This window comes from Streptomyces sparsogenes subsp. cuspidosporus (assembly GCF_039532705.1).
GTDB lineage: Bacteria > Actinomycetota > Actinomycetes > Streptomycetales > Streptomycetaceae > Streptomyces > Streptomyces sparsogenes.
The window spans coordinates 517563-538996 of the sequence record NZ_BAAASD010000001.1 but is presented as its reverse complement, the minus strand read 5'-3'; the positions used below and the strand labels follow the sequence as shown (position 1 = coordinate 538996).

At 70.0% G+C, this 21434-nt stretch carries 23 protein-coding genes and 2 pseudogenes; 13 read left to right on the top strand and 12 right to left on the bottom strand.

Translation table 11 applies throughout. The annotated features are described in order from the left end of the window. Positions 1-34: 34 nt before the first annotated feature. Positions 35-844, bottom strand: coding sequence for an IclR family transcriptional regulator (locus ABFY07_RS02225; RefSeq protein WP_346172750.1), 810 nt, complete (start codon positions 842-844; stop codon positions 35-37). A 213-nt stretch (positions 845-1057) separates the two neighbouring features. On the opposite strand from ABFY07_RS02225, the gene fae reads away from it, so the two are divergent. From fae to ABFY07_RS02200, 5 genes are all read left to right on the top strand, one after another. After that, complete coding sequence (fae, locus tag ABFY07_RS02220; protein ID WP_346172749.1) at positions 1058-1597, top strand: formaldehyde-activating enzyme; 540 nt, start codon at positions 1058-1060, stop codon at positions 1595-1597. Then, positions 1594-2706, top strand: a complete 1113-nt coding sequence (locus ABFY07_RS02215) for a mandelate racemase/muconate lactonizing enzyme family protein (RefSeq protein WP_346172748.1) — start codon at positions 1594-1596, stop codon at positions 2704-2706. The genes fae and ABFY07_RS02215 overlap by 4 nt, the downstream gene beginning before the upstream one ends. Then, complete coding sequence (locus ABFY07_RS02210) at positions 2703-4223, top strand: aldehyde dehydrogenase (protein ID WP_346172747.1); 1521 nt, start codon at positions 2703-2705, stop codon at positions 4221-4223. The genes ABFY07_RS02215 and ABFY07_RS02210 overlap by 4 nt, the downstream gene beginning before the upstream one ends. A gap of 66 nt (positions 4224-4289) precedes the next feature. Continuing rightward, entirely contained in the window at positions 4290-5228 is a 939-nt protein-coding gene (locus ABFY07_RS02205) for an NAD(P)-dependent oxidoreductase (protein WP_346172746.1), read from the top strand. A gap of 106 nt (positions 5229-5334) precedes the next feature. After that, entirely contained in the window at positions 5335-6495 is a 1161-nt protein-coding gene (locus ABFY07_RS02200) for an iron-containing alcohol dehydrogenase family protein (protein ID WP_346172745.1), read from the top strand. A gap of 1106 nt (positions 6496-7601) precedes the next feature. On the opposite strand, the gene ABFY07_RS02195 is transcribed toward ABFY07_RS02200, so the two are convergent. Continuing rightward, entirely contained in the window at positions 7602-8120 is a 519-nt protein-coding gene (locus tag ABFY07_RS02195; protein WP_346172744.1) for a helix-turn-helix domain-containing protein, read from the bottom strand. A 121-nt stretch (positions 8121-8241) separates the two neighbouring features. Here ABFY07_RS02195 and ABFY07_RS02190 point away from each other — a divergent pair, with 121 nt between their 5' ends. Together ABFY07_RS02190 and ABFY07_RS02185 are read left to right on the top strand one after the other, a co-directional pair. Further along, a complete protein-coding gene (locus ABFY07_RS02190) occupies positions 8242-8742 on the top strand; it encodes a YbaK/EbsC family protein (protein WP_346172743.1) in 501 nt (166 codons plus the stop codon). After that, the gene (locus tag ABFY07_RS02185; RefSeq protein WP_346172742.1) at positions 8684-9583 is read left to right on the top strand and encodes a PIG-L deacetylase family protein; all 900 of its coding nucleotides are present in this window, start codon (positions 8684-8686) and stop codon (positions 9581-9583) included. The genes ABFY07_RS02190 and ABFY07_RS02185 overlap by 59 nt, the downstream gene beginning before the upstream one ends. Before the next feature lie 435 nt (positions 9584-10018). Here ABFY07_RS02185 and ABFY07_RS02180 read toward each other — a convergent pair whose 3' ends face one another. Together ABFY07_RS02180 and ABFY07_RS02175 are read right to left on the bottom strand one after the other, a co-directional pair. Continuing rightward, positions 10019-10147 (bottom strand): hypothetical protein, encoded by a 129-nt coding sequence (locus ABFY07_RS02180; RefSeq protein ID WP_346172741.1) that lies wholly within the window; start codon positions 10145-10147, stop codon positions 10019-10021. Positions 10148-10418: 271 nt separating this feature from the next. Further along, the gene (locus tag ABFY07_RS02175) at positions 10419-10613 is read right to left on the bottom strand and encodes a hypothetical protein (protein WP_346172740.1); all 195 of its coding nucleotides are present in this window, start codon (positions 10611-10613) and stop codon (positions 10419-10421) included. A gap of 108 nt (positions 10614-10721) precedes the next feature. Between ABFY07_RS02175 and ABFY07_RS02170 the strand changes: the two genes are divergently transcribed. From ABFY07_RS02170 to ABFY07_RS02155, 4 genes are all read left to right on the top strand, one after another. Continuing rightward, on the top strand, positions 10722-11228 hold the full coding sequence (locus ABFY07_RS02170) for a methylated-DNA--[protein]-cysteine S-methyltransferase (RefSeq protein ID WP_346172739.1): 507 nt from the start codon (positions 10722-10724) through the stop codon (positions 11226-11228). A gap of 93 nt (positions 11229-11321) precedes the next feature. Continuing rightward, positions 11322-12053 (top strand): 2OG-Fe(II) oxygenase, encoded by a 732-nt coding sequence (locus ABFY07_RS02165; RefSeq protein WP_346172738.1) that lies wholly within the window; start codon positions 11322-11324, stop codon positions 12051-12053. Continuing rightward, positions 12050-12919, top strand: coding sequence for a hypothetical protein (locus tag ABFY07_RS02160; RefSeq protein WP_346172737.1), 870 nt, complete (start codon positions 12050-12052; stop codon positions 12917-12919). Before ABFY07_RS02165 ends, ABFY07_RS02160 begins: the two co-directional genes overlap by 4 nt. A gap of 659 nt (positions 12920-13578) precedes the next feature. Next, positions 13579-15285 carry a type IV secretory system conjugative DNA transfer family protein gene (locus ABFY07_RS02155; RefSeq protein ID WP_346172736.1) on the top strand — a complete coding sequence of 569 codons (1707 nt, stop codon included), beginning with the start codon at positions 13579-13581 and terminating at the stop codon, positions 15283-15285. Positions 15286-15397: 112 nt separating this feature from the next. Here the strand turns inward: ABFY07_RS02155 and ABFY07_RS02150 are convergent, their stop codons facing one another. From ABFY07_RS02150 to ABFY07_RS02135, 4 genes and pseudogenes are all read right to left on the bottom strand, one after another. Next, positions 15398-15565, bottom strand: coding sequence for a hypothetical protein (locus ABFY07_RS02150; protein ID WP_346172735.1), 168 nt, complete (start codon positions 15563-15565; stop codon positions 15398-15400). Positions 15566-15616: 51 nt separating this feature from the next. Next, entirely contained in the window at positions 15617-16465 is an 849-nt protein-coding gene (locus tag ABFY07_RS02145; RefSeq protein ID WP_346172734.1) for an IS5 family transposase, read from the bottom strand. A 70-nt stretch (positions 16466-16535) separates the two neighbouring features. Beyond that, positions 16536-16931, bottom strand: a pseudogene (locus ABFY07_RS02140) (RacP protein). Positions 16932-16933: 2 nt separating this feature from the next. Further along, positions 16934-17320 (bottom strand): annotated as a pseudogene (locus tag ABFY07_RS02135) (DUF6192 family protein); the annotation flags it as partial. A gap of 520 nt (positions 17321-17840) precedes the next feature. On the opposite strand from ABFY07_RS02135, the gene ABFY07_RS02125 reads away from it, so the two are divergent. Then, positions 17841-18203 (top strand): ATP-binding protein, encoded by a 363-nt coding sequence (locus ABFY07_RS02125; RefSeq protein ID WP_346172733.1) that lies wholly within the window; start codon positions 17841-17843, stop codon positions 18201-18203. Further along, positions 18200-18529, top strand: coding sequence for an ATP-binding protein (locus ABFY07_RS02120; RefSeq protein WP_346172861.1), 330 nt, complete (start codon positions 18200-18202; stop codon positions 18527-18529). The genes ABFY07_RS02125 and ABFY07_RS02120 overlap by 4 nt, the downstream gene beginning before the upstream one ends. Here ABFY07_RS02120 and ABFY07_RS02115 read toward each other — a convergent pair. From ABFY07_RS02115 to ABFY07_RS02100, 4 genes are all read right to left on the bottom strand, one after another. Continuing rightward, on the bottom strand, positions 18441-18959 hold the full coding sequence (locus ABFY07_RS02115; RefSeq protein WP_346172860.1) for a hypothetical protein: 519 nt from the start codon (positions 18957-18959) through the stop codon (positions 18441-18443). The genes ABFY07_RS02120 and ABFY07_RS02115 overlap by 89 nt on opposite strands. Before the next feature lie 16 nt (positions 18960-18975). After that, a complete protein-coding gene (locus ABFY07_RS43035) occupies positions 18976-19371 on the bottom strand; it encodes an NADPH-dependent FMN reductase (protein WP_428836843.1) in 396 nt (131 codons plus the stop codon). A gap of 4 nt (positions 19372-19375) precedes the next feature. Beyond that, on the bottom strand, positions 19376-20128 hold the full coding sequence (locus ABFY07_RS02105; RefSeq protein ID WP_346172732.1) for an alpha/beta fold hydrolase: 753 nt from the start codon (positions 20126-20128) through the stop codon (positions 19376-19378). Between the two features lie 76 nt (positions 20129-20204). Continuing rightward, a complete protein-coding gene (locus tag ABFY07_RS02100; RefSeq protein WP_346172731.1) occupies positions 20205-21347 on the bottom strand; it encodes an FAD-dependent oxidoreductase in 1143 nt (380 codons plus the stop codon). Between the last annotated feature and the right edge of the window lie 87 nt (positions 21348-21434).

Here is a 21434-nt window from a genome sequence, read left to right as displayed (position 1 = left end):
AGATGGCTTCGGGCACCTCACGGCCGTACGGCGGTCATGCCAGCCGTGTCCTGGGTGGCGACATACGCCGTGGTTCCCAGCCGAGGAGGGCGGAGACCCGGGCCGCGGCGGCGGCCGTGGTGCGGCCGGCGTCGTCGAGGCGGTCACCGAGCCGAGGCTTCGGCGCCGAGATGTTGATCGCGGCGACCACGCGGCCGCGGAAGTCCCGGATCGGCGCCGAGACGCCGACCAGACCGGGCTCGAACTCCTCACTCACGCGTGCGTAGCCGTCTCGTTTGGCCTCCTGGATCCGCGCCCAGAGATCGGGGACCGGCATCTCGCCGGTGGTGCCGAAGCGTACGTACAGCTCGTCCGGCGTCGCGTCGGCCAGCAGCACGCGGCCGGCGGAAGTCTGCCAGGCGGGCACGCCACGGCCCTCCCAGCCGTGCACGCGGAAGGAGTGCCCCGATACGGACAGCAGCGTGAGCACCTCCCGGTCGCTGAGGACGCACAGGTGGCTGGTCTCTTCCAGGTCTGCCGAGAGGCCGTGCATGACCGGCTCGGCCATCCGGACCAGGCGGTTCTCCGACGTCCGTGCGACCAGTGAGAACAGCCGCCAGCCGAGGCGGTACTCCAGGGTGTCGGGGTCACGCTCGACGATGCCCTCCGCGGCCAAGGCCTTCAGGGCCCGGGAGATCTGGGTCTTCTCGCGGCCCACCAACTGCGCGAGTCGTACGACGCCGAGGCCGCCGGCGTTCTGTGCCTCGTCGGAGGCCAGGGCCTCCAGCAGGCCGATGTCGCGCCGCAGGCCGTGCCCGCGCTGGACAGCGGAGGGGCGGGGGGTGGGCGGGGGCGTGTGCGTCACACGCGTCATCGTAAGCGCCTCCCGGCGGACGGAATCGCAGGTTAACGGGGCAGTTGTCGGGAGAGCAACGGACATTTCGATTGGTGCCACGACCTTGCGAGGGGATGGTGCCGGACCTAGATTCACCGCATCGGGCCGGATGAACTGCACTGAATGCGAGGTTCATCCTCTTACTCCCGATGAATCCCCGCTTCCAGAGGTCCAGGAGCTCCGATGCCCTCCCCCTTTGCCCCGACCGCGCTCATCGGCGAGTCCTTCGTCGGTGAGGGCGCCAACGCCGCGCACACGAACATCGTGATCGGCCGCAAGGGCGGCCCGGTCGAGACGGCGTGGGCGACGGCGTTGGCCACGCCGAGCGCCGGACACGTCCCGTTCATGACGGTCCTGCGCCCGTCGGTCCCGGTCAGGCCGCTGACGCTGTTCGTGAACAAGGCCGCCGCCGGAGGCGAACTGCACCAGCGTGCCACCTGGGGCTCCGCCCAGGCGGGTCTGGCCCAGGGCATCGTGGACGCGGTCGACGAGGGCCTGATCCCCCCGGACGAGGCCGACGACCTGCTGATCATCGCCGCGGTGTGGGTCAACCCGGAGCTCGACGACCTCGACGCCTCCTTCCGCAACCAGCGCGCCGCCGCGTACGCCGCCGTCCGCGCCGCGATCACCGGCACCCCGACCGTGGCCGATGTCCAGGCCGTCGCCAAGGAAGGTCCGGCGAACCCCTTCTACACGCCGGCCACGGAGGTGCTCGCCCGATGAAGATCACCGACATCACCCTGGACCGGCTGCGCCTGGAGCTGAACCCGCCGTTCCACGCCGCCTGGGACCCCGAGCCGCGCCGCCACTTCGATGCCACGATCGTCCGCGTCCACACCGACGAGGGGATCACCGGCATCGGCTCCGGCGATCTGATGGACGGCTTCGAGACATACCGGCACCTGTTCGTCGGCGAGGACCCGCTCCAGATCAACCGGCACGTCAGAGCCATCGAGACGGCGAACTTCCACGGCGCCTACTACTGGCCCCTGGAGGCCGCGCTCTGGGACATCATCGGCAAGGCACACGGTCGCCCGGTGTCGGAGCTGTTCGGCAACGCGACAAGGAAGCTGCCCGCGTACGCGTCCTCCGGTGAGCTCAAGTCGCCCGCCGAACGCGTCGCGATGGCGCTGAAGGCGCGGGAGGCGGGCTTCCGCGCCCTGAAGATCCGCATCGACCGGGACCGGATCGACGAGGGCGTCGCCGCGGTCCGTGCCGTGCGCGAGGAGCTGGGCTCCGGCTTCGAGATCATGGTTGACCTCAACCAGTCCTGGCGGATGGCGGGCGACACCGCCCACGCCTCCGATCTCGCCAAGACCCGCAAGACCATCGCGCGCCTCGCCGAGCTCGACGTGTTCTGGGTCGAGGAGCCGCTCCCGTACTCCGACCTGGACGGCTTCAAGACGCTGCGAGCCGAGAACCCGGGTGTGCGCATCGCGGCGGGCGAGATGCACCACTCCCCCACCGAGCTGCTGCGCCACCTGGAGAAGGACACCCTCGACATCTATCAGATGGACGTGGTGCTCGCGATCGGCATGCACCGAGCCCGCACGCTGGCCGAGCTGGCCCAGCTGAAGAACCGGCAGTTCACCCCGCACAGCTGGACCAACGGCATCGGCGTACTCGCCAACCTCCACGTGGCGGCGGGCGTCGGCGGCGGCCCGTTCTTCGAGTTCCCGTACGACCCGCCGGGCTGGACCCCCGAGCGCCGCGACTTCATGCTCGCCGAGCCGGTGCGCGTCAACTCCGACGGCGACCTCGAGGTGCCGGACAAGCCCGGACTCGGCATCGAGCTCGACGAGGACGCGATCGACCGCTGGAGAATCAAGTGACCGACCGTAACGGCCAGTTGCTGGCCCGCACCCACGACGAGTGGCTGGCCGCGGCGAGCAAGCTCGCCTTCGACACCCGGCTGTTCATCGATGGCACCTTCATGGAGGCCACCTCCGGGGACAGTTTCCCCACCGTCTCGCCGCGGGACGGTGCCGTTCTCGCGAAGGTGCACGCCGCGGGCGCCGAGGACGTCGACCGCGCGGTGCGCTCCGCACGCGCGGCCTTCGAGGACGGGCGGTGGCGCGACCTCGCGCCCAGGGAACGCAAGCGGGTGTTGTTGCGCTGGGCCGAGCTGATCCTGGCGAACGCCGAGGAGCTGGCCCTCCTCGACACCCTGGAGATGGGCAAACCCATCACCGAGTCCGTGCGCGTCGACGTGGCCAAGGCCGCGGAGACCATCGCCTGGTACGCCGAGGCGGTCGACAAGACGTACGACGAGGTGGCGCCCACACCGGGCGACGCCCTCGCCCTGATCACCCGGGAGCCGCTGGGCGTCATCGGCGTGATCGTGCCGTGGAACTACGCCCTGCTGATCGCCAGTTGGAAACTCGGCCCGGCCCTGGCCACCGGCAACAGCGTCGTTCTCAAGCCCGCCGAGCAGACCTCGCTCGCGACACTGCGGCTCGCCGCGCTCGCCACCGAAGCCGGCCTGCCCGACGGGGTCCTCAACGTGATCCCCGGACGCGGCGAAGTGGCCGGTCAGGCGCTCGGCCGACACCCCGACGTCGACAAGATCGCCTTCACGGGCTCCGCGGAGGTCGCGCGGCTCTTCCAGGTGTACGCCGGCGAGTCCAACGGCAAGCAGGTCGCCGTCGAGGCAGGGGGCAAGTCACCCCAGCTGGTGCTGGCCGACGCCGACATCGAGGCCGCCGCGTCTGCGGTGGCCTGGGGCATCTTCTACAACGCCGGTCAGACCTGCAACGCCGGCTCGCGCGTCGTGGTGCACGCCTCTGTCAAGGACCGGCTTCTCGACGCCGTGCACCGGATCGCGGCCGAGACCTTCCGCGTCGGCGACCCGCTCGACCCCGCCACCGTGATGGGGCCCATCGTCGACGAGGCCCAGCTCGCCAAGATCCTCGGCTACGTCGAGCGCGGCGTACAGGACGGTGCGACCGTAGTGCTGGGAGGTGGCCGCATCCTCACCGAATCGGGAGGCAGCTTCGTCCAGCCCACCGTGCTCGACGGCGTCGCGAACACTTCCGTCGTCGGCCGGGAGGAGATCTTCGGACCGGTTCTCGCCGTGGTGACATACGACGGGGACGTCGACGAGGGGGTACGGCTCGCCAACGAGAGCGACTTCGGGCTCGTCGCCTCGGTGTGGACCCGGGACGTCACCGTCGCCCACCGCACCGCGAAACGCCTGCGGGCGGGCACGGTGTGGATCAACACCTTCGACGCCAGTGATGTCATCACGCCCTTCGGCGGTTTCAAGGCCACCGGTGCGGGCCGCGACAAGTCCCTGCACGCGCTGGACGCGTACACGGCGCTCAAGACCACCTGGCTCAACCTGGCCTGAAGGCCTGCCGCCGCCTGCTCCACCCCCTTCACCTGCTCACCCTTGAGAGCCGTAGCGAGGACAACGATGAGGATCGGATTCATCGGCCTGGGCAACATGGGACGCCACATGGCCCGCCACCTGATCCATGCGGGACATCTGGTCACCGTGCACGACACCCGCCCCGAGGCCGCGACCGAGCACCTTGCGCTCGGCGCCCGCTGGGCCGACACACCCGCGGCGTGCGCGACCGGTGCCGACCTGCTGATCACCATGCTGCCCAACCCGCGCGCCGTCGAGGACGTACTGCTGCGCGGCGAAGCCGCCGAGGCCCTTCCCGAGGGCGCCCTGTGGATCGACATGTCGACTTCCACCCCGGCCGCCGCCGAGCGGGTCGCCACCGAGGTGCTCGACCGGCGCGGAGTGCGCCGCCTCGACGCGCCCGTGAGCGGCATGGCGCGCGGCGCCGAGGCCGGGACGCTCCAGATATTCGTCGGCGGGGCAGCCGACGACTTCCGGATGTGCCTGCCCGTCTTCGACGCCATGGGCGATCCCGACAAGGTGCTGCACGTCGGCCCGCTGGGCGCGGGCTACACCGTCAAGCTCCTGATCAACCTGCTGTGGTTCGGTCACCTCGTCGCCACCTCCGAGGTACTGGCCATGGGCGTCAAGGCGGGCGTGGACCTGGGCGTGCTGCGCAACTCGCTGCTCGCCAGCCCGGCCGCCTCCCACTTCCTGGAGCACGACGTCCTGTGCGTGCTCACTGACGGCGACTACGACGACTCGTTCGCCATGGCACTCGCCTGCAAGGACCTGGGCCTGGCCGTCGATCTCGGCCGCGACCTGGGCGTGCCCACGGAGTTGTCCGCGCTCATCGAGCAGATCTACCGCCGGTCCAAGGCGCAACACGGCGAACTGGCAGGGGAGATGAGCCCGATCCGGCTCTACGAAGCCGTGGCAGGAGAGGAGTTCCGGCTCCCGAGCCCCACGGCCGAACCGGACGACGCCGCACTCAGCGCCATCTGATCGGATTCCGATCCGTTCCGCCGGGCCGGCCAGGGACGGTCGCCCGGCGGACCACGCTCCCGACCTCCCGTCCCTTCTCCCACCGCATTCCCAGGAGCCGTACGCCATGGGCGAGTTCATCCCCAGCACGCTGACCATCGACCCCACCTGCCGCATCGAGTTCGGCCCCGGCCGGGTCGAGGACCTTCCCGAACTGGTCTCCTCCCTCGGCATGAACCGTGCCTTCCTCGTCACCGACCACGGGCTGCGAGCGGCCGGCATCGTCGATCAGGTGCTCAAGGTCCTCGCCGCGGCGGGCGTGGAACACGATGTCTACGACGGAGTCGGCGCCAACCCCTCGACCGGCAACGTCGACGAGGGCGCGGCGAAGGCGCGGTCCTTCGGCGCCGCGGTCGTCGTCGCGCTCGGCGGCGGCTCGGTCCTGGACGCCGCCAAGGGCATCTCGCTGCTGGTGGGCAACGCCGACGCGGAGGCGGCCGACGCGGACGCCCTCTGGGAGGGGCTCGACGGCCTGCCCTTGATCGCTATCCCCACCACCTCGGGCACCGGTGCCGAGACCAACGGCTTCGGCGTCATCGAGGACACCGCAGCCTGTCGCAAGGTGTACCTCGGCCACCCCTCGGTCAAGCCCCGCATCGCTCTCCTGGACCCGAAGCTGACGCTCGGCCTCCCCCCGCGCATCACCGCTGCCACCGGCATCGACGCCCTCGTCCACGGCCTCGAGTCCCTCGCCTCACGCGGCGCCAACCCGGCGTCCACGGCCTACGCCACCCAGGCCGTCGCCATGGTCGGCCGCTGGCTGCCCGCCGCCTACCAGGACGGCTCCGACCTGGAGGCCCGCGCCCAGCTGATGCTCGGCGCCCACCTGGCCGGCCAGGCTCTCACCATCTCCGGCCTCGGCCTGGTCCACGGCATCGGCCACGCGCTGACGGCCCACACCGGCACGCCCCACGGCGTCGCCCTCGCCGCCGTCCTGGAAGAAGTCCTGGAGTTCAGCGCCTCGTCCGCACAGCACGCCTACGAGCAGGCCGCCCGCGCCCTGCGCCTCGCCCCGCCCGCCGACGGCGACTGGACGCGAGCCGCGATCGAGGCCGTGCGCGAGATCTCCGGCGCCCTCGAGATCAAGCAGCCGCTGCGCGAACTGGGCGTTCGCCCCGACCAGCTGCACTCGATCGCCCAGGGCGCGCTCGCCGACGCCGTCACCCGCAACGCCCCCCGCCGGCCCACCGACGAGGACATCCTCGGCATCCTGCGGGCGGCGTACTGAGCGAGTGAGGGCCCACTCTCGCCGACCGGCGTCGGCCGCGCTTCCCGGGGCGGATCGGTTCCGGGCGCAGGCCAGGTTATGTTGCTACAAGGCCGAGTGGAAACAGTGGGAACAGTTCTGCTCGTTGCTGGAGCTGCCGGTCAGCCCCATCACCCCCGGCTCGCTCACCGCCTTCGTGGAATGGCCATGGTGGCAACCCGGGTGGAAGAAGGGCACCTGCGCCGCCCCCACCATCGACCGCCGCCCCTCCGGTGTCGTGGTCAGCGGCCGCACCGAGCACAAGCTCAAGCTGGGCAAGACCGTCGCGGCCCGGGCGCGTCGGGTGCTCAAGGCCAAGGCCATGGAGAAGACCTCAGATCCGCGGCCGGGGACCGGCCCCCGCCCTGCTCGTCGAGCACCAGCGCACTGCGGTGCTCGCCGCCCCCGACACCCTGCTGGACCGGTGATTCGAGTGCCCGCAGGGCTCCTGGCCGTGTCCTTGGCGTTCAGGGCAGGTCGCCCAGTGGCGGAGGACGGCTGCGTCCATCTGGTCGTGCGGGTGCCGGCTCGTCCAGAATCGAGACAGCCTGCCCCACCCCGATGCACCACACGCCGCCACCAGCGGATGCACCACACGCCGCCACCAGCGTGAGTCCTCCGGCCGGCCTCACCCAGATCATCCCCCTCTACCAGATCGGGTAGAGCTACGAGCAGGTGAAGGAAGGCTCGGCCGGGTCGACTTCCACGTCCGCTGCGACCGCGCTGTCCGAGTCGCTGTTTGTCGTGGCCACCTTGACCCACAACGGCCTCATCCGCGCTCACCGCCCGCGCGCAGCTCTGGTGCTCGGTGGGGTTGATATCGGTTCTGGTATGTCGTGGACGGGTGATGCGCTGGAGGGTGCGGAAGGCGTGGGCGACGGAGACCAGGGAGACGTGGTGGTGCCGGTCTCGTCAGGTGCGGCCTTCGAGCCTGTGAGGAAGACCGCGAAGGGAGCCGGGACTCCCCGGCCAAAGCACCCCACCGACCCGTCTCGCGGGGATCAGATCGGGTCAGAGCGTGAAGCGGCGGCGGCAGCTGCACGAGAAAGCGCTGACCGCTGTCGGCCCGACGTGGGACCCATGATGCATCACCGTGCGTAGTTCACGACCAGCAGAGCCTCTACGTCTCCGGATGCTGCTTGATACACGTGCGGGACGTCGGCGGCCCAGCTGCCGTGCATACCAGGGCCTATCAGGGAAGGAGCGGAGAGTTCTCCGACGCGTGCGGTGCCGGCGAGGACGATGATGTGCTCCGTCGTGCCGGGGGTGTGGGCGGCGGACTCCTGCGTCGTTCCGGCGCGGATGCGCACCCGGTAGATTTCCCTGACCGCGGCAGGAGCCGTGAAGCGCTCGATGAGGACGGCGTCCACGGCGTGGCCGGAGATCTCGGTGGGAGGCGCAAGGTCGTGCAGCGCTGTACTGAGGGGCACCCCCAGCGCTGTCGTGAGGGCGTAGAGCGTTTCCAGAGTGGGGTTGCGCCGGCCGCTTTCCAGTTCGGAGAGCGTGCCCTTGCCGATCTTGGACCTTCGCGCCAGGGCGGACAGTGACAGACCTCGCGCTTCGCGCAACTCCCGCAGACGCAAGCCGACGCGAGTGGCCAGATCCATGGTGCCCCTTCTTGTCACCGGTGGCTCGGTTGATCCGATGCCCCGAGATGCTTATCGTTACCACACACAGAGCGTTCTGTTTATGGAACGCTCCATGGCGCGACGCTGATGAAGGAGTCCCATGGCGCCCCAGCAAGACACATCCCTGCCCGTCCGCAGCATGCAGGTGGCACGCGCCCTCGCCGCGGCCGGCATCGCGGGCCAGGTACGCGAGCTGGCGGCCTCGACGCGCACGGCCGCCGAGGCCGCCTCGGCCCTGGGATGCGAGGTGGGTGCAATCGCCAACAGTCTGGTGTTCATCTCCGATGACGAGCCTGTTCTGGTTCTGACCAGTGGTCGGCACAAGGTGGACACCACGGCACTCGCCGCCCGGTGGGGACGCGGCGAGCTCCGGCGCGCCACCCCCGACCAGGTACGCCAGGCCACCGGACAAGCGATCGGAGGCGTGGCCCCCGTCGGCCACCCCCGGGCACTTCCTACCGTGGTCGACGAAGCCCTGACCGACTACTCCCAGGTGTGGGCTGCCGCCGGAACTCCCCGCACCGTCTTCCCCACCACCGCCAATGAACTCGTCCAGCTCACGGGTGCCCTCCTGCTCCCCGTCGGCCCCGTCGGCCCGTAACGAGGGGGGCGATGAATCGGGCGGGGCGGTCGACGACGTCCCGGTCCGTCTCGCCGGGCCGCGCACCCGGCCGCTCCCGCCGAGGCGGTCTCCTACAGCCAGAGGGCAGACCGGATCATGCGGACGCTGCAGGGGCGCCGGCGGCTGGTGTGGGGGCCACTCGGCACCGGTCACCGAGCGGCTCGACGCGCTGGGCCACGCCGCCGGGCTCGACCCAGCACTTGTTTGGCGCAGCGAACCCGACCCCCACCAGTGGTGGCCCGTTGCGCATCCTGTGGCCGTCCGGCAGCGCCGACCGCCTCTGATCCGGCCTCCAACAAATGGCTTGCGAGCACGGCGCGGTTGCGCCTCCGCCAGCCCGCAGCGCCGGCAAAAGCCCCCTTCGGAGACCGCTGATGAACCCTCATGCCACTACCACTTAACAGCTCGAGAGACCAAGGACGTGTTGCCCAGCCTTCTTGCCATCCTGGCGCGCCCGAACGACGAGGCGCCGCGCATCCTCGGCTACGCCGACCACCGTGATCCCCAGTCCTCTCACCGCCGCCCGCGAGGATGCGACGTACCGCTGGACACAGCCGTCGGCCAGCTCGTCGCCCATATCCGACAGGTGAGGCCCGACATCGTCATCACGCACGACGCCTACGGCCAGGTGACCGGCCATCCCGACCACCGCCGCACCCACGAGATGACCCTGCTTGCGGTGACCGCCGCCGGGCTCCGCCACCTGTACCCCGACACGGGCCCCCGTGGCAGCCGGCCGCCCTCTACCTCGCAATCCACCCCGAGGCGAGCACCGGAGACCTCGGCGAACTGCTGCGCCGGGCCAACAAGGCGGTGCTGAGCGTCCCCGACCAGCACGTCAGTGCGACGGTGGACGTACGACCCTGGCCGGCACGCAAGGAAGCCGCGATCTTGGCGCATCGCAGCCAGGTAGAGAGGGAGCGGCCCCTTCCGGGGATCTTGTCCCAGCTCCCGGAGGAGGTCCGTCACCACATCATCGGCACCGAGTATTACACCCGCATCAGCCTGGCCCACTCCCCCGGCCTGACGCAGCTCGCGACCTGACCCCCGTCACGTTCGCGTCGGTACACCGGCCTACCGCCCTCATCGCCCAGGGGAGCCCGCGCCAGTGGGGTGCCCCGCGTAATCCGCACAGAAGGAGCCCCAGATGGACTCCTCGCACGACGCGGGTCCCGCCGGTCGTCCCGCCCCGCGGCTGATGTCGCCCCCCGCATACGCACGCTCCCAGCACGCGGTCTGCCTCAGCGCCGCGGTTTCACAGATCCGCTCGGCCGTGTCCTTGGAGCGCCGCCGGGGTGATGTACGGGTCGACCGCGCCGGCGGCGACCAGTTCGCCCACCGCGCGGCGGCCGTCCGCGGTCAGCCAGTTCCCTGCGGCGGTCACTGAGCACCACGCCAGGCTGCTGGCGCCCGTCGAACTCGCGGCCAGCGGACCAAGCCCCGATAGCCGGGTGGCCAGGTGGTCGAGTGCCCGCGGATACAGAGTGGCCGCGGTGGTGGCGAGCCACTGCCTTACCCGCCAGGGCGTGACGCGCTGCGAGCGCGCGTAAACGCCGTACCGCGGAGCGCCGAGAGGCCCGGGGTGCTCTCAGGTGCACCTTCTCCTGAGGGCGCCGCCTCCGGAGCCGCCCCGCGGTCTCCGTGGCCGCCTTATGTCATCTCCGGGCAGCGGCCAGGACCCCGATGAGCTGGACGATGAACATGGCGACCGCCATGACGACGCCCGCGAGTATGCAGACCCTTCCCTGAAGACCACCACCCACGATCCAGGTGCTAAAGGTCCCAAGGGCGCCGACGACGATCGCGAGCAGAGCAGCCCCACCAACACTGCGCCCGGTTCTCTGCGTCATGTGGGCTCCTCCCCGGCCCGCGGCGTGACGTCCGGATCCCGCCAGCACCCGGACCCGCCGGAGGCCACAGTCGACGGTGGACCGAAGACAGACGAGAAGGAGGCGACGATGACCGCCTGCACGACGATGGACAGCCCGCTGGGTGAACTGCTGCTGGTGGGCGAGGAATCGGCCACCGCGAAGGGCGGAACCGCGCACGCCGCGGTATCTGTGCCGGGGCAGAAGGGCGGCGCGATCGTCCAGGACGGCTGGATCAGCGAGCCGGAGGCGTTCACCGAGATCGTCACCCAGCTCCGCTCCTACTTCGAGGGACGGCTGACCCGCTTCGACATCGGGTACGTCATCAGCGGCTCGGACTTCCAGCAGGGGGTGTGGACGGCCCTGGAGTCCATCCCGTACGGCACCACCCTCATCTACGGCGACATCGCCGAGAAGATCGGTGCCACCCGGGCCGCGGTGCGGTCGGTGGGCACGGCGATCGGCGCGAACCCGGCACTTGTCGTGCGCCCCTGCCACCGCGTCATCGGCGCCGGTGGCCGGTTGGCCGGCTATGCCGGCGGGCTGGAGCGCAAGCAGCAGCTTCTGGACCTCGAGAACGTCCACCAGGCCGCCTGAGCGGCATCACCCCGGCCCCGTCCCCTCACGGACGGCGGACGGCGGACGGGGCGGGCGACACCATCCCCCTTACCGAACCAAGGAATCTCCGTCATGACCGAGACCACCCGACTCGCGGGCCCTGTCGCAGAACGGATCGCACAGACCGACTGGGCCGCCCTGGCGGCCGAACTCGACGAGCACGGCAACGCCCTGACCGGGCCGTTGATCACCCCAGGCGAATGCCGCGAAATCACCGCCCTCTACGACCAGCCGGACCGCTTCCGTACGACCGTGGACATGGCCCGCCACCGCTTCGGCTCCGGCCAGTACCGCTACTTCACCCACGACCTGCCCGACCTCGTGCAAGGCCTGCGCGAGGCGTTCTACCCCCGCCTGCTGCCCATCGCGCGCAACTGGGCCGCCAAGCTGGGCAAGCCCGCTCCCTGGCCTGACACCCTGACCGAGTGGCTGCAGATGTGCCACGACGCGGGGCAGGACAAGTCCGCGCAGATCCTTCTGCGCTACGGGCCCGGCGACTGGAACGCCCTGCACCGCGACGTGTTCGGCGACATGCTCTTCCCCCTGCAGGTCGTCATCGGCCTCGACGCCCCCGGCACCGACTTCACCGGCGGCGAGTTCCTGATGACCGAACAGCGCCCCCGGGCCCAGTCCCGCGGCTCGGCCACCACCCTGCCCCAGGGCCAAGGCCTGGTCTTCACCACCCGCGACCGGCCGGTGGCCACCAAACGCGGCTGGTCGAACGGGCCGATGCGGCACGGCGTGAGCACCATCCGCTCCGGCCGCCGCCACACCCTCGGCCTCGTCTTCCACGACGCCGCGTGATAACCGCCCAAGCCGACGGCGACGAGCCCGTACGCACCTACACCCTTTGCGGCGCCGACGGACAGCCCTACCAGAGCCCGACACCCGGCGCGCTCGGCGGACACCGACGCGGCCGGCTGTACGGGAGGCTGGACTGCCCGTCCGCGCTGCGGGCCATCGCCCGGGGCCACTACGTCACCCAACGGGTGTTCTTCGCCGACGAGGCCACCGCCGTGGCCGCCGGATACCGGCCCTGCGCCGTGTGCCTGCCCGCCGACTACGCCCGCTGGAAAGCCGAGGCGAGAAAGCGCCACTCGATGAACCCCATCACCGAGCAGGACGCAGACTCCCGCTCGCCCCTCATCAGCCCCGCCGACCTCGCCGCCCACGCCGACGACCTGCCCCCGCCCCGGCCGCACACCGGCGCAGAACTCACCTCGCTCCTTGGCCTGCTGACCGGACCGAGGCAGCGGATCGAGACGGTCGCGATCGGGCACAGCCGCGACGAAAACTCCCGCACCGCCGCCCAAGCGTTCCATGACGTGTGGACGGCCCGCGGCGGACGCGTGCTCACGGTCGTCGACTGGCCGGAGACGGCCGCCTCCTGGCTGCGCGCGGCAAGGCGGCTGACCGCCGAGACCCCCGGCGCCTGGGTGATCGCCGCCTCCGTACTGGGCTTCGCCCAGCTCGCACGCCGCCTGCGCACGTCCACCGACTTCAACCCGGCCCGCACCGTGGCGTTCGCCTCGCTGAACACCTCCCGCCTGCCCACGCTCGCAGGCCCCGGCACCCTGAGCGGACTGCGCGGCGCGAGCGCCGACGGCGGCACCTGGGACGTACGCGGTGCCTGGGTCACCTCCTACCCGCCGTCGGAGGTGAACGCGTGAGCGCGCTGATTCCCTGCCCTGCCATGGAGGTCGCACCCCGCGCGATGCACGTGCCTGGCTGGCTCAGTGCGTGTTTCTAAACTTCGAGCAGCCGGTGTAGGTGCGGAGATCGAGCGAGTGCAGGCGAAGCTGAAGAGGAGGTGCGGACGGTGTGGTCATGACCTCGGGTCGAGTGAGAGAACCGCGTGACGCGGAATGAGAAACCGCAGCGCAGCGATATGAGAAGTCGTGCGGGGCTCGACCGGCGTGGTCCCCGCAGCAGCGCTGGGCGCCGCAAGCCCAGGAGCAGCTGTCAGTTGGGCCCGTATGGTGGTGTCGGGGCGTCAGCCCAGTCGGTCAGGTTCCTGGCGTGCGGTCCATGGGGGGCGCAGATGGGTACTGAGCAAGATGATCAGATGTCGGGGTGGCCACCGCGACCTATCTCTCGGCCGCCCGATCGTCTGGTGCCGCCGCCCGTGCCTTGGGGTCCGGGGCCCCCTCCTCCGCCACTGCGTCCGCCCGTGGGCCCAGGCTCCGGTCGCAGGAGTAGGGCGGGAGTGCAGACGGCGGGGGAGCGTTTCGTCTCCTGGCTGGGGTCGCCCCGCCCAGTGGCCCCTTCAGGGGTGTGGCGGTACGGGTTGATTGTCAAAAGGCCCTCGGCACCTAGGGGGTGGCTCGTGGTGCGCGCGTGCACCAGCATCGTGTGCACCTGGTTCGTGTGGAGCCTGATCTATTACGGGTATCTCGGATTCGGCTGGTACGTCCCTTTGGAATACGTGCTCGACAACCTCACGGACGTGAGTAAGTCGAGATGGATCGTCCGTGTTTATGAGGTTCTGCTCTTGGGGTTAGTGGCCATGTTCTTCGGCTGGCTCGGGGGCTGGCGTCAGGTGTGGCGCCGCTATGCGGCGCCGGCCTTGAAGCGCCTGTGGGACGATCCCGCTCCCGAACAGCTGGGGCCCGCATCGCCCGGTGGCCCGGCCCTCTGGTCCGAACTTCGTGCGGCAGGTGCGCATGCCGCTGCGGACCGGCTGGTCTCCGATGCCCGCTCCGGGTCGATGAATGATGTGGACTTTGTGCGTATTGCCCACGTGTGGGCCATGGTTCGAATCGGTCGGATGCCAATGGCAGACTTCACCGACACGGTCCTCCGGCTCGGCGCCGCCGCGTGGACGCACCCTTCCGGCGCACGAGATCTGCCACAGCGGACCGCGGCGCACGACCTGATGACCGGGCAGGTGCGGATCGGTACGGTGGTCCAGGGGCCGGGCGACACGCCCGCGCGCGGTGGCTTCGGTCTCGCCCTGAGCCCTGCCGAGCTGGGGACCTCCGCTCTGGCAATCGGGCCTTCCCGCTCGGGGAAGACGTCTCAACTTGTCCGCCCTGTCACCGAAGCGCTGTGTCTGCAGGCACTCGCCCGAACAGCCACCATCATCACTGTGGGAACAGGAACGGAGCCCGCCGTGCCGGACGACGCCTTCGACATCATCATCAGGCTCGGCGACCCTCGATCACTGCGTGATTTCGATATCTACGGGGGCACCCACGACTCCCAGCAAGCGGCATCCATCCTCGCCGAGGCTCTGGTCGGAGACCTCACCAGTACTGTCGGCCCCATAGCTCACTCCGTCCCGCGCGCCGCGACCGCACTCGCCGAACTCCTCGGACCCTTTCGGGCAGTTCATCACCGTTTCCCTCAGGTGCCAGAGCTCCAGGAACTCCTCAGCGGCAACCAGGACGCGATCGACTCGCTCCGCAATGCTCTGGAAGCTGCCGGTCAGGATGCATATCTGCGCGTCCTCGACAAGAGCAGTCGAGAAACCAACGCCGGTGAAATAATCAGGGCATTGCTGCGCGATCGGATCGCCATACTGGAGCCGCTCCTCGCTCCCCGTACCCATGCGCGGCCGTTCCTCCTCGGCGCAGCCCTGCAAGAGCCTCAGCGCATCCGCATCGACCTGCCCACCTCCGGCCTCGCCGAGGCTTCTGATGTCGCAGCCCGCCTCGTCCTGGCCCAGTTCAACATCTACGCGGCCACTCGCCCGGACCAGACTGCTTTCGCTTTCCTCGTGCTCGACGTAGCCGCACGAGCCATCACTACAGGGAGCCTTCACGGTGTGCAGCGTCTCCGTTCCGCCCATGCCGGCGTTCTTCTCACCCTCCAGCTTCTCGATGACATTGCGGAGTCGTTGCACTTTCCACTGCTCGAAACGGTCGGCTGCCTCGTCTGCTGGCCGGGTCTGAGCCCAAGGGATACCCAGCGGATCAACGACAAGCGGCCCAACCCATATCTGACGTCCTCCACTCCTTCGGACCTCAGCCTTGTCTCGATGCCTTCGGACCACAAAAACATGGCCGCCCCATTTTTGGCCCGTTTGCACAGTTAGCGCTAGAACAAGGCGATATGAGGGTGACAGTGGGAGACGCGGTGTAGGCCGCCGAAGACACAGGCAGGGTCGAGGCGGAGGCTGGCCAAGGCGCGCTCGGGGCAGACTTCGACTACGACCCTACAAGCCGGGCGAGTACTCCGGCGAGGGGCTGGGCCTCCTGCCTTCGGCAGACCTGTTCAGTGCGCATCTCCACTTCCAGCGCGGCGATGTGGACGGCACCCGGCGGGACCTTGGCCGGGCGGAAGCGTCCGTCGTCCAGATGCCGCAAGGACTGCATGACCTGTGCGTCGCCACCGGCGACGCACAGGAAGAGGAGTGATGAGGTGGGTCACCCGTCGGCCCGCGCTGGTTTCCTTGGCCAGCTGGGGGTGGCGCCTTTCCGTGCGAGACGGCGGGTCATGAGGGTGATGGCAGCCCAGGTGATCAGCGTCTCGGAGTGCTGGACGAGCCGTTCATAGTCCCGGGCATGGCGACGTGCGTGCATCATCCACGCAAGGCTGCGTTCGACGACCCACCGACGAGGCAGTACGACGAAGCCGGAGGCGTCCTTGGGGCGACTGACCGGCTTGATGGTGAGGTTGAGGTGCCGTTTCGCCCAGTCGACCAGCTTCCCCGCATAGGCGGAGTCGGCCCACACGATCGTGATCTCGGGGTGCATCAGACGCAGGCGGAAGAGGACTTCCTTGGCCGCGGCTGCGTCGTGCAGGTCGGCGGGGGTGACCATGACCATGAGGGGAAGGCCGCGGGTGTCGACGACGAGGTGGCGCTTGCGGCCGTTGATCTTCTTGCCGGCGTCGTAGCCGCGGGTGGCTTTGGAGACGGTTTCGGCGGCCTTGACGCTCTGGGAGTCGATCACGGTGGCGACCGCTCGGGGGCCTTTGCCTATGCCGCGGCGGATCCGGCTGACGAGCTGGTCGCGAATCTGGCCGACGATCCCGGCGGCAGCCCAGCGGGCCATGAATCCCCAAACTGTGCGCCATGGAGGGAAATCCGCAGGCAGGGCCCGCCATTTGCATCCGGTGTCGACCACGTAGCGGATCGCGTCGACGATCTCCCGCCGGGGATGTTTCTCCGGTCGGCCGCCGCGGCTGGTCTCGCAGGCAGGTTCCGGCAGCAGTGGTTCGAGCAGAACCCATTCGGCGTTTGTGGTGTCGGAGGGGTAGCGGCGCTGACGCATGGCGGCGGGCTTCCCTCCAGATCAGGTGAGGAGGGGGCGTCCGGCCGGAGACGGCGCCCCCTCGTGGTGGTCAGGATGAGACGACGAAGTCGAGGGTGGATTCGATGGAGTTGAGCTGGGCGATGATGTGCTTGACCCACTTATCGCGCGAGTGGGCGGCGGCGTGTGGGGCGACGGTGCCGGTGATGAACCGGCGGCACGGCCCGTTCGTATGCCTCCAGCGCGGCCCGTTCGGCGCCGAGCTGGTAGCCGTCGGCCCTGGTCCAGATCAGCGGTGGCCAGCCGTTTTCGGCGATGATGTCGCGCAGGGCGGCCAGCCCGGACCTGACCTGGCTGGGGGACAGCCCGCTCGCGTGGGTCAGCTGGGGGAACAGCAGCCCCGCGGGTCTGGCCTCGAACAACACGAACCGCAGAGTGTCCGCATGCCGCTGGGCGGCCTCGCCCGGCGCCGTGAGGCGCGGGGCATGGCTACTCGCCCCGCAGCATGCGGGCGAGTTCGTCATCCATGTCGACCTTGCCGGTGTCGACCGCGGTCTCGATCCAGTCCAGCGTCGCCCGTACCTTGGCGACGTTCTGGTGCACGATGACGGCCTCGTCCTCGCTCAGGGTGCGGTCGCGCAGGCCCGGGACGGTCCGGCCGGCCGCGGCGACGAAAGAGTGGCAGGCGGTGACCAGGTCCAGGAACTCCACCGTCCGGTCGATCTTCTTCACCGCCGGTGCGACCGGGCTGGTGTCCTCGAAGTGGTCGCGGGCTTGCCGGGACCGCTCGGCCTGGGCATGGTTGACCTGGAAGCGGGCGGTGTCGTCGCTCATCGCCTTGAACGCGATGTCCGGCCTGCGCAGCAGGTTCGTGGCCTAAGAGCTCGCAACGGGATCATGAGTTGGCCTTCTTGAGGCGCCCCCAACAGATCAGTCTGCAGGCCAACGAGACGAAGGCGTCGTGGGGTTCAAGGCATCGTTCCCAACGGACAGCGAGGCGTCTGAACTGGTGGAGCAGGGCGAACTGACCGGCCATGCGCGCCAAGCTGCCCTGGTTCCGCACCTGCGCACCTGCTGGTGCGGGGAGGACGGCTGTCGATGGCACCCCCGGCACCCCGGCTGTGACGGCCCCCTCCTGCTCCTTTTGACGTGTGGTCTTCAAGGACGCGTCTGGCGCCTTGCCGACACCTGCCGCGCCTGCGCCGCCCTCACTCCGGACTCGGCAGCGGTGCCCGAGCCCCGTCACGCCCCGCCTGCCGACCGTGCACGTTCTTCTGGATTCCTTCCGGAGGACGACGAGAGCTGCGAAGTCTTCGACGGCCACCTCTGGTGGACGGACGAACCGCACCGACCACCACGTTGACCAGGGGAATGACGATGCCATGGAGGCTGCCCGATGAGTGTGATGGACACCGCGCTGCGTGAGTCGCTGAAGACCCTACGGCTGCCCGGCATGCCGGAGACCCTCGATGCCCGCCTCGCCCAGGCCTTCAGCGGCGATCCTGGCCGCCCTTCGCTGGTTGCACGCCGGCGAGTCCGTCATCCTCTGCGGCCCGGTCGGGGTCGGAAAACACATGTCGCCCAGGCTCTGGGCCACCTTGCGGTCCGCCATGGCGTGAACGTCCGCTTCGCGAAGACCAGCCGCACTCTCGCCGAGCTGGCCGACGGTCACGCGGACCGCACCCGAGAGAAGCGCATCAGCGAACTCGTCCGCCCCGACCCTGCTCATCCTCGACGACTTCGCCATGCGCCCAGCTGACCGCCCAGGCCGACGACCTCTACGAGCTTGTCTCCGAGCGGCAGAGTCGGCCCCTGGTCGTCACCAGCAACCGGGCGCCGAGCGACTGGTATCCGCTCTTCCCTGAGCCGGTCGTCGCCGAGTCCCTTCTGGACCGGCTCATCTGCACCAGCCACCAGGTGATCATGAACGGCCCCGGCTACCGCCTCAGCAACACCCGAGGAACCGCGCCGCCAAGAACGGCAAGTCACCGACTCCCTAGCGCACGGCCCCGTCCACATTCCAGTCCTGCGGCAAGATCTCGTCGCAGAAGACGCAAACGAAGTCGGCCTCACGCACGATGTTGATCTCCCGGCAGGACGGGCAGCGCCGGAACACCACCTCGTGCGTGAAGCCGGAAGGGCGGACGATCCCGGCCCGGTCCAAGGCCGACGCGACGGCAGGCCACGAGCCGATCTCCGGGCAGTAGCCGGTCGACTGGTTGCTGACCTCATCGACCGCCCACCGCCCGGACTCCACACGGAAGCTCACCTCACCGGCACCCAGAACAGGCTCCCCACCCGCGCACACCACGTGCTCGCTGCGGCGCGGAGCCAGCCGCAGGATGCCGCCGGAGTCGACCACATAGGTGAACGGCTCGCCCAGCTCCTCCGCAGTCAGACGCGCTGCCCACGCGCCGAAGTCCGCAGGTGAGCGCATCCTCCGGCCCTCATCTCCCGCTCGGACGGGAAGCCTCAGGTCGCCAGGGCCCACATAGCGATAGCTCCACCCCCACATGTCCACGCTCGCCAACCTAACCCCACTCCCGGGCCGAGGACCTGGGGACATATACCGCCGCGGAGACGTCCGCGAGCTGCAGGGCGCCCAGGGCCGGGCGCAGGGCATCGACGACGCGCACGCCGCCGTCGAAGCCGTAGGGGACAAGACCGACGGCCTTGTTGTTCCACTCGGCGTAGACGCGGTCGAGGGCGTTCTTCAGGACGCCGGGGAAGGAGTGGTTGTACTCGGGGGTGACGAGCACGTAGCCGTCGTAGGCGGCGACGGTCGTGGCCCACTGCCGGGTGTGGGGACGGTCGGTTCCCCGCCCCCCGGGCGGTCGGTCTGCGACCGCGCGTGATGAGCCCCATGGGCGCCCGCTTGCCGAGGGGCGGTGCCGGTGTCGGCCCGCGGGCGGGGAGTCAGAGGGCAGGGGTTCAGTGGCTGGTGGCCGAAGCTCGGGGGGTGAGGAAGGAGTCGAGATGGGTGAAGACCGTCTCGGGCTTCTCGCGGATGGGCAGGTGTCCTGCGCCGGGGATGAGCTCGAATCGCGCGTGGGGGAACGCCGCGGCGTAGGCGCGGCCGAAGCCGGGGCTGACGACTGTGTCGTCGGTGCCCCAGATCACCAGGACCGGGCAGGTGACGGTGGAAAGGCGGGGCAGCAAGCCGGAGTCTGCCATGGCCGGCCCGGCGTAGGCGCGCATGGCGGCCATCGACTGCGCGGACGGTCCGCCCTGCGGCGCCGGTCCTCCGGCCGCCGGAGCCGGTGGCCCGGCGGGCACGGTGATCTGCTGGCCGGGTATGACGGGGCCGATGGCGTCCATGAGGACGAGCCGGGAGATCCGGCCCTCACGGTCGTCCAGGACGGTCTGGGTGGCGACCCAGCCGCCGAAGGACGTGCCGATCACCGTCACGTCGTTCCACCCGAGGTGGCCGAGCAGGTCGAGATAGGCAGCGGCGAGTGCGGGCACGCAGTCCAGGACGTCGGGCCGTACGGTGCCCTCCCAGCCCGGATGGGTCGGCGCGACCACCCTGTGATCCGGTGCAAGGTGGTCGATCAGGGGTGTGATGCTGGAGGGGCCGGGGCCGCCGTGCAGGACGAGGACCGGGCTGCCGCTGGAGCCGGCCTCGCGCAGATCGAGGTCGAGGCCGGGCCGTAGCGGGACGGTGCGCTGCAGGGGTGCGGTCATGAGGTGCTCCTGGATGCGGGGGGTCGGTGGCTGAGAGGTCCGGTGGCTGAGGGAGCGGTGGCCGTCGGGGCGGGCCTCACTGGGCTGCCGGGCCGGACGTGAAGAAGGCGACCATCTGCTCCAGACCCCGCTCGCCGAACATCGTGTCCAGGTTGGCGGCGGACTCGGCGGCGGACTCCTCGCTGCGCGGGAAGAGGGCCTCCTCGTACGCGGCCAGGGCGGCTTCGGTATCTCCGGGGTGAGCGGCGATGGCCAGGGCGAGTTCGGCGCCGTCGAGCATGGCGAGGTTGGCGCCCTCCCCGGCGAAGGGGGACATCAGGTGGGCGGCGTCACCGAGCAGCGTCACGCCCGGGACGGGGTCCCAGCGGTGCCCGACGGGCAAGGCGTGGATACGGCGCGGGGTGATCGTGTCCGCGTCGGCGACCAGGCCGCGCAGGGCCTCGTCCCAGCCCTCGAAGTGGGCGAGGACCGCGGCCTTGGCGGTGGCCCGGTCGGTGAAGTCGACCGTGTCCAGCCAGCCTTCGTCGGCCTTGAGCGCGGTGTAGACGTGGAGACTGCCGTCGCTCTCCTGGTGCGCGAGGACACCGCGCTCGTGCCCCAGAGCGATGAAGAACCCGCCGCCGATGACCGCGGCGCTGCGCGGGTGGCGGGTGTCGGCGTCGAACAGGTCGGTCTCGACGAAGGAGATGCCGGTGTAGGCGGGCCAGGCGTTTGAGACCAGCGGCCTGATCCGGGACCAGGCGCCGTCCGCGCCGATCAGGAGATCGGTGGTGATGGCCGAGCCGTCGGCGAACGTCACCTCGTGACGCCCGTCGCCCAGCGCCCGGGCCCCGGTGACTTTCCGGCCCCAATGGATCGTGCTGTCGGGCAGGGAGCCCAGCAGCAGGTCACGCAGGTCGCCGCGGTCCACCTCCGGCCGGCCGCCGGTGCCGTCGTCCTCCTCGGCCACGTGGACCGTGCCGTCGGGGCCGAGCAGGCGCATGGCCTGACCACCCTCGTGGACGATCTTGAGGAAGTCGTCGTGGAGGCCGGCGGCGTGCAGGGCCTTCTGCCCGTTGGTTTCGTGGATGTCGAGCATCCCGCCCTGCGTACGGGCCGCCGCCGACGCCTCCAACTCGAAGATCACCGACTCGATGCCGTTGACGTGCAGGACGCGGGCGGCGGTCAGGCCGCCCAGCCCCGCGCCGATGATCGCTATCGGGAAATGGCTGGTGCTCAAGGGGCCTCCGGAAGCAGTAGGGGAATACCTCGGTGCGCCGAGTCATCGCCGCCAACGCCGCAAGGCTCCTTGCTGGGGCGGCGTGCA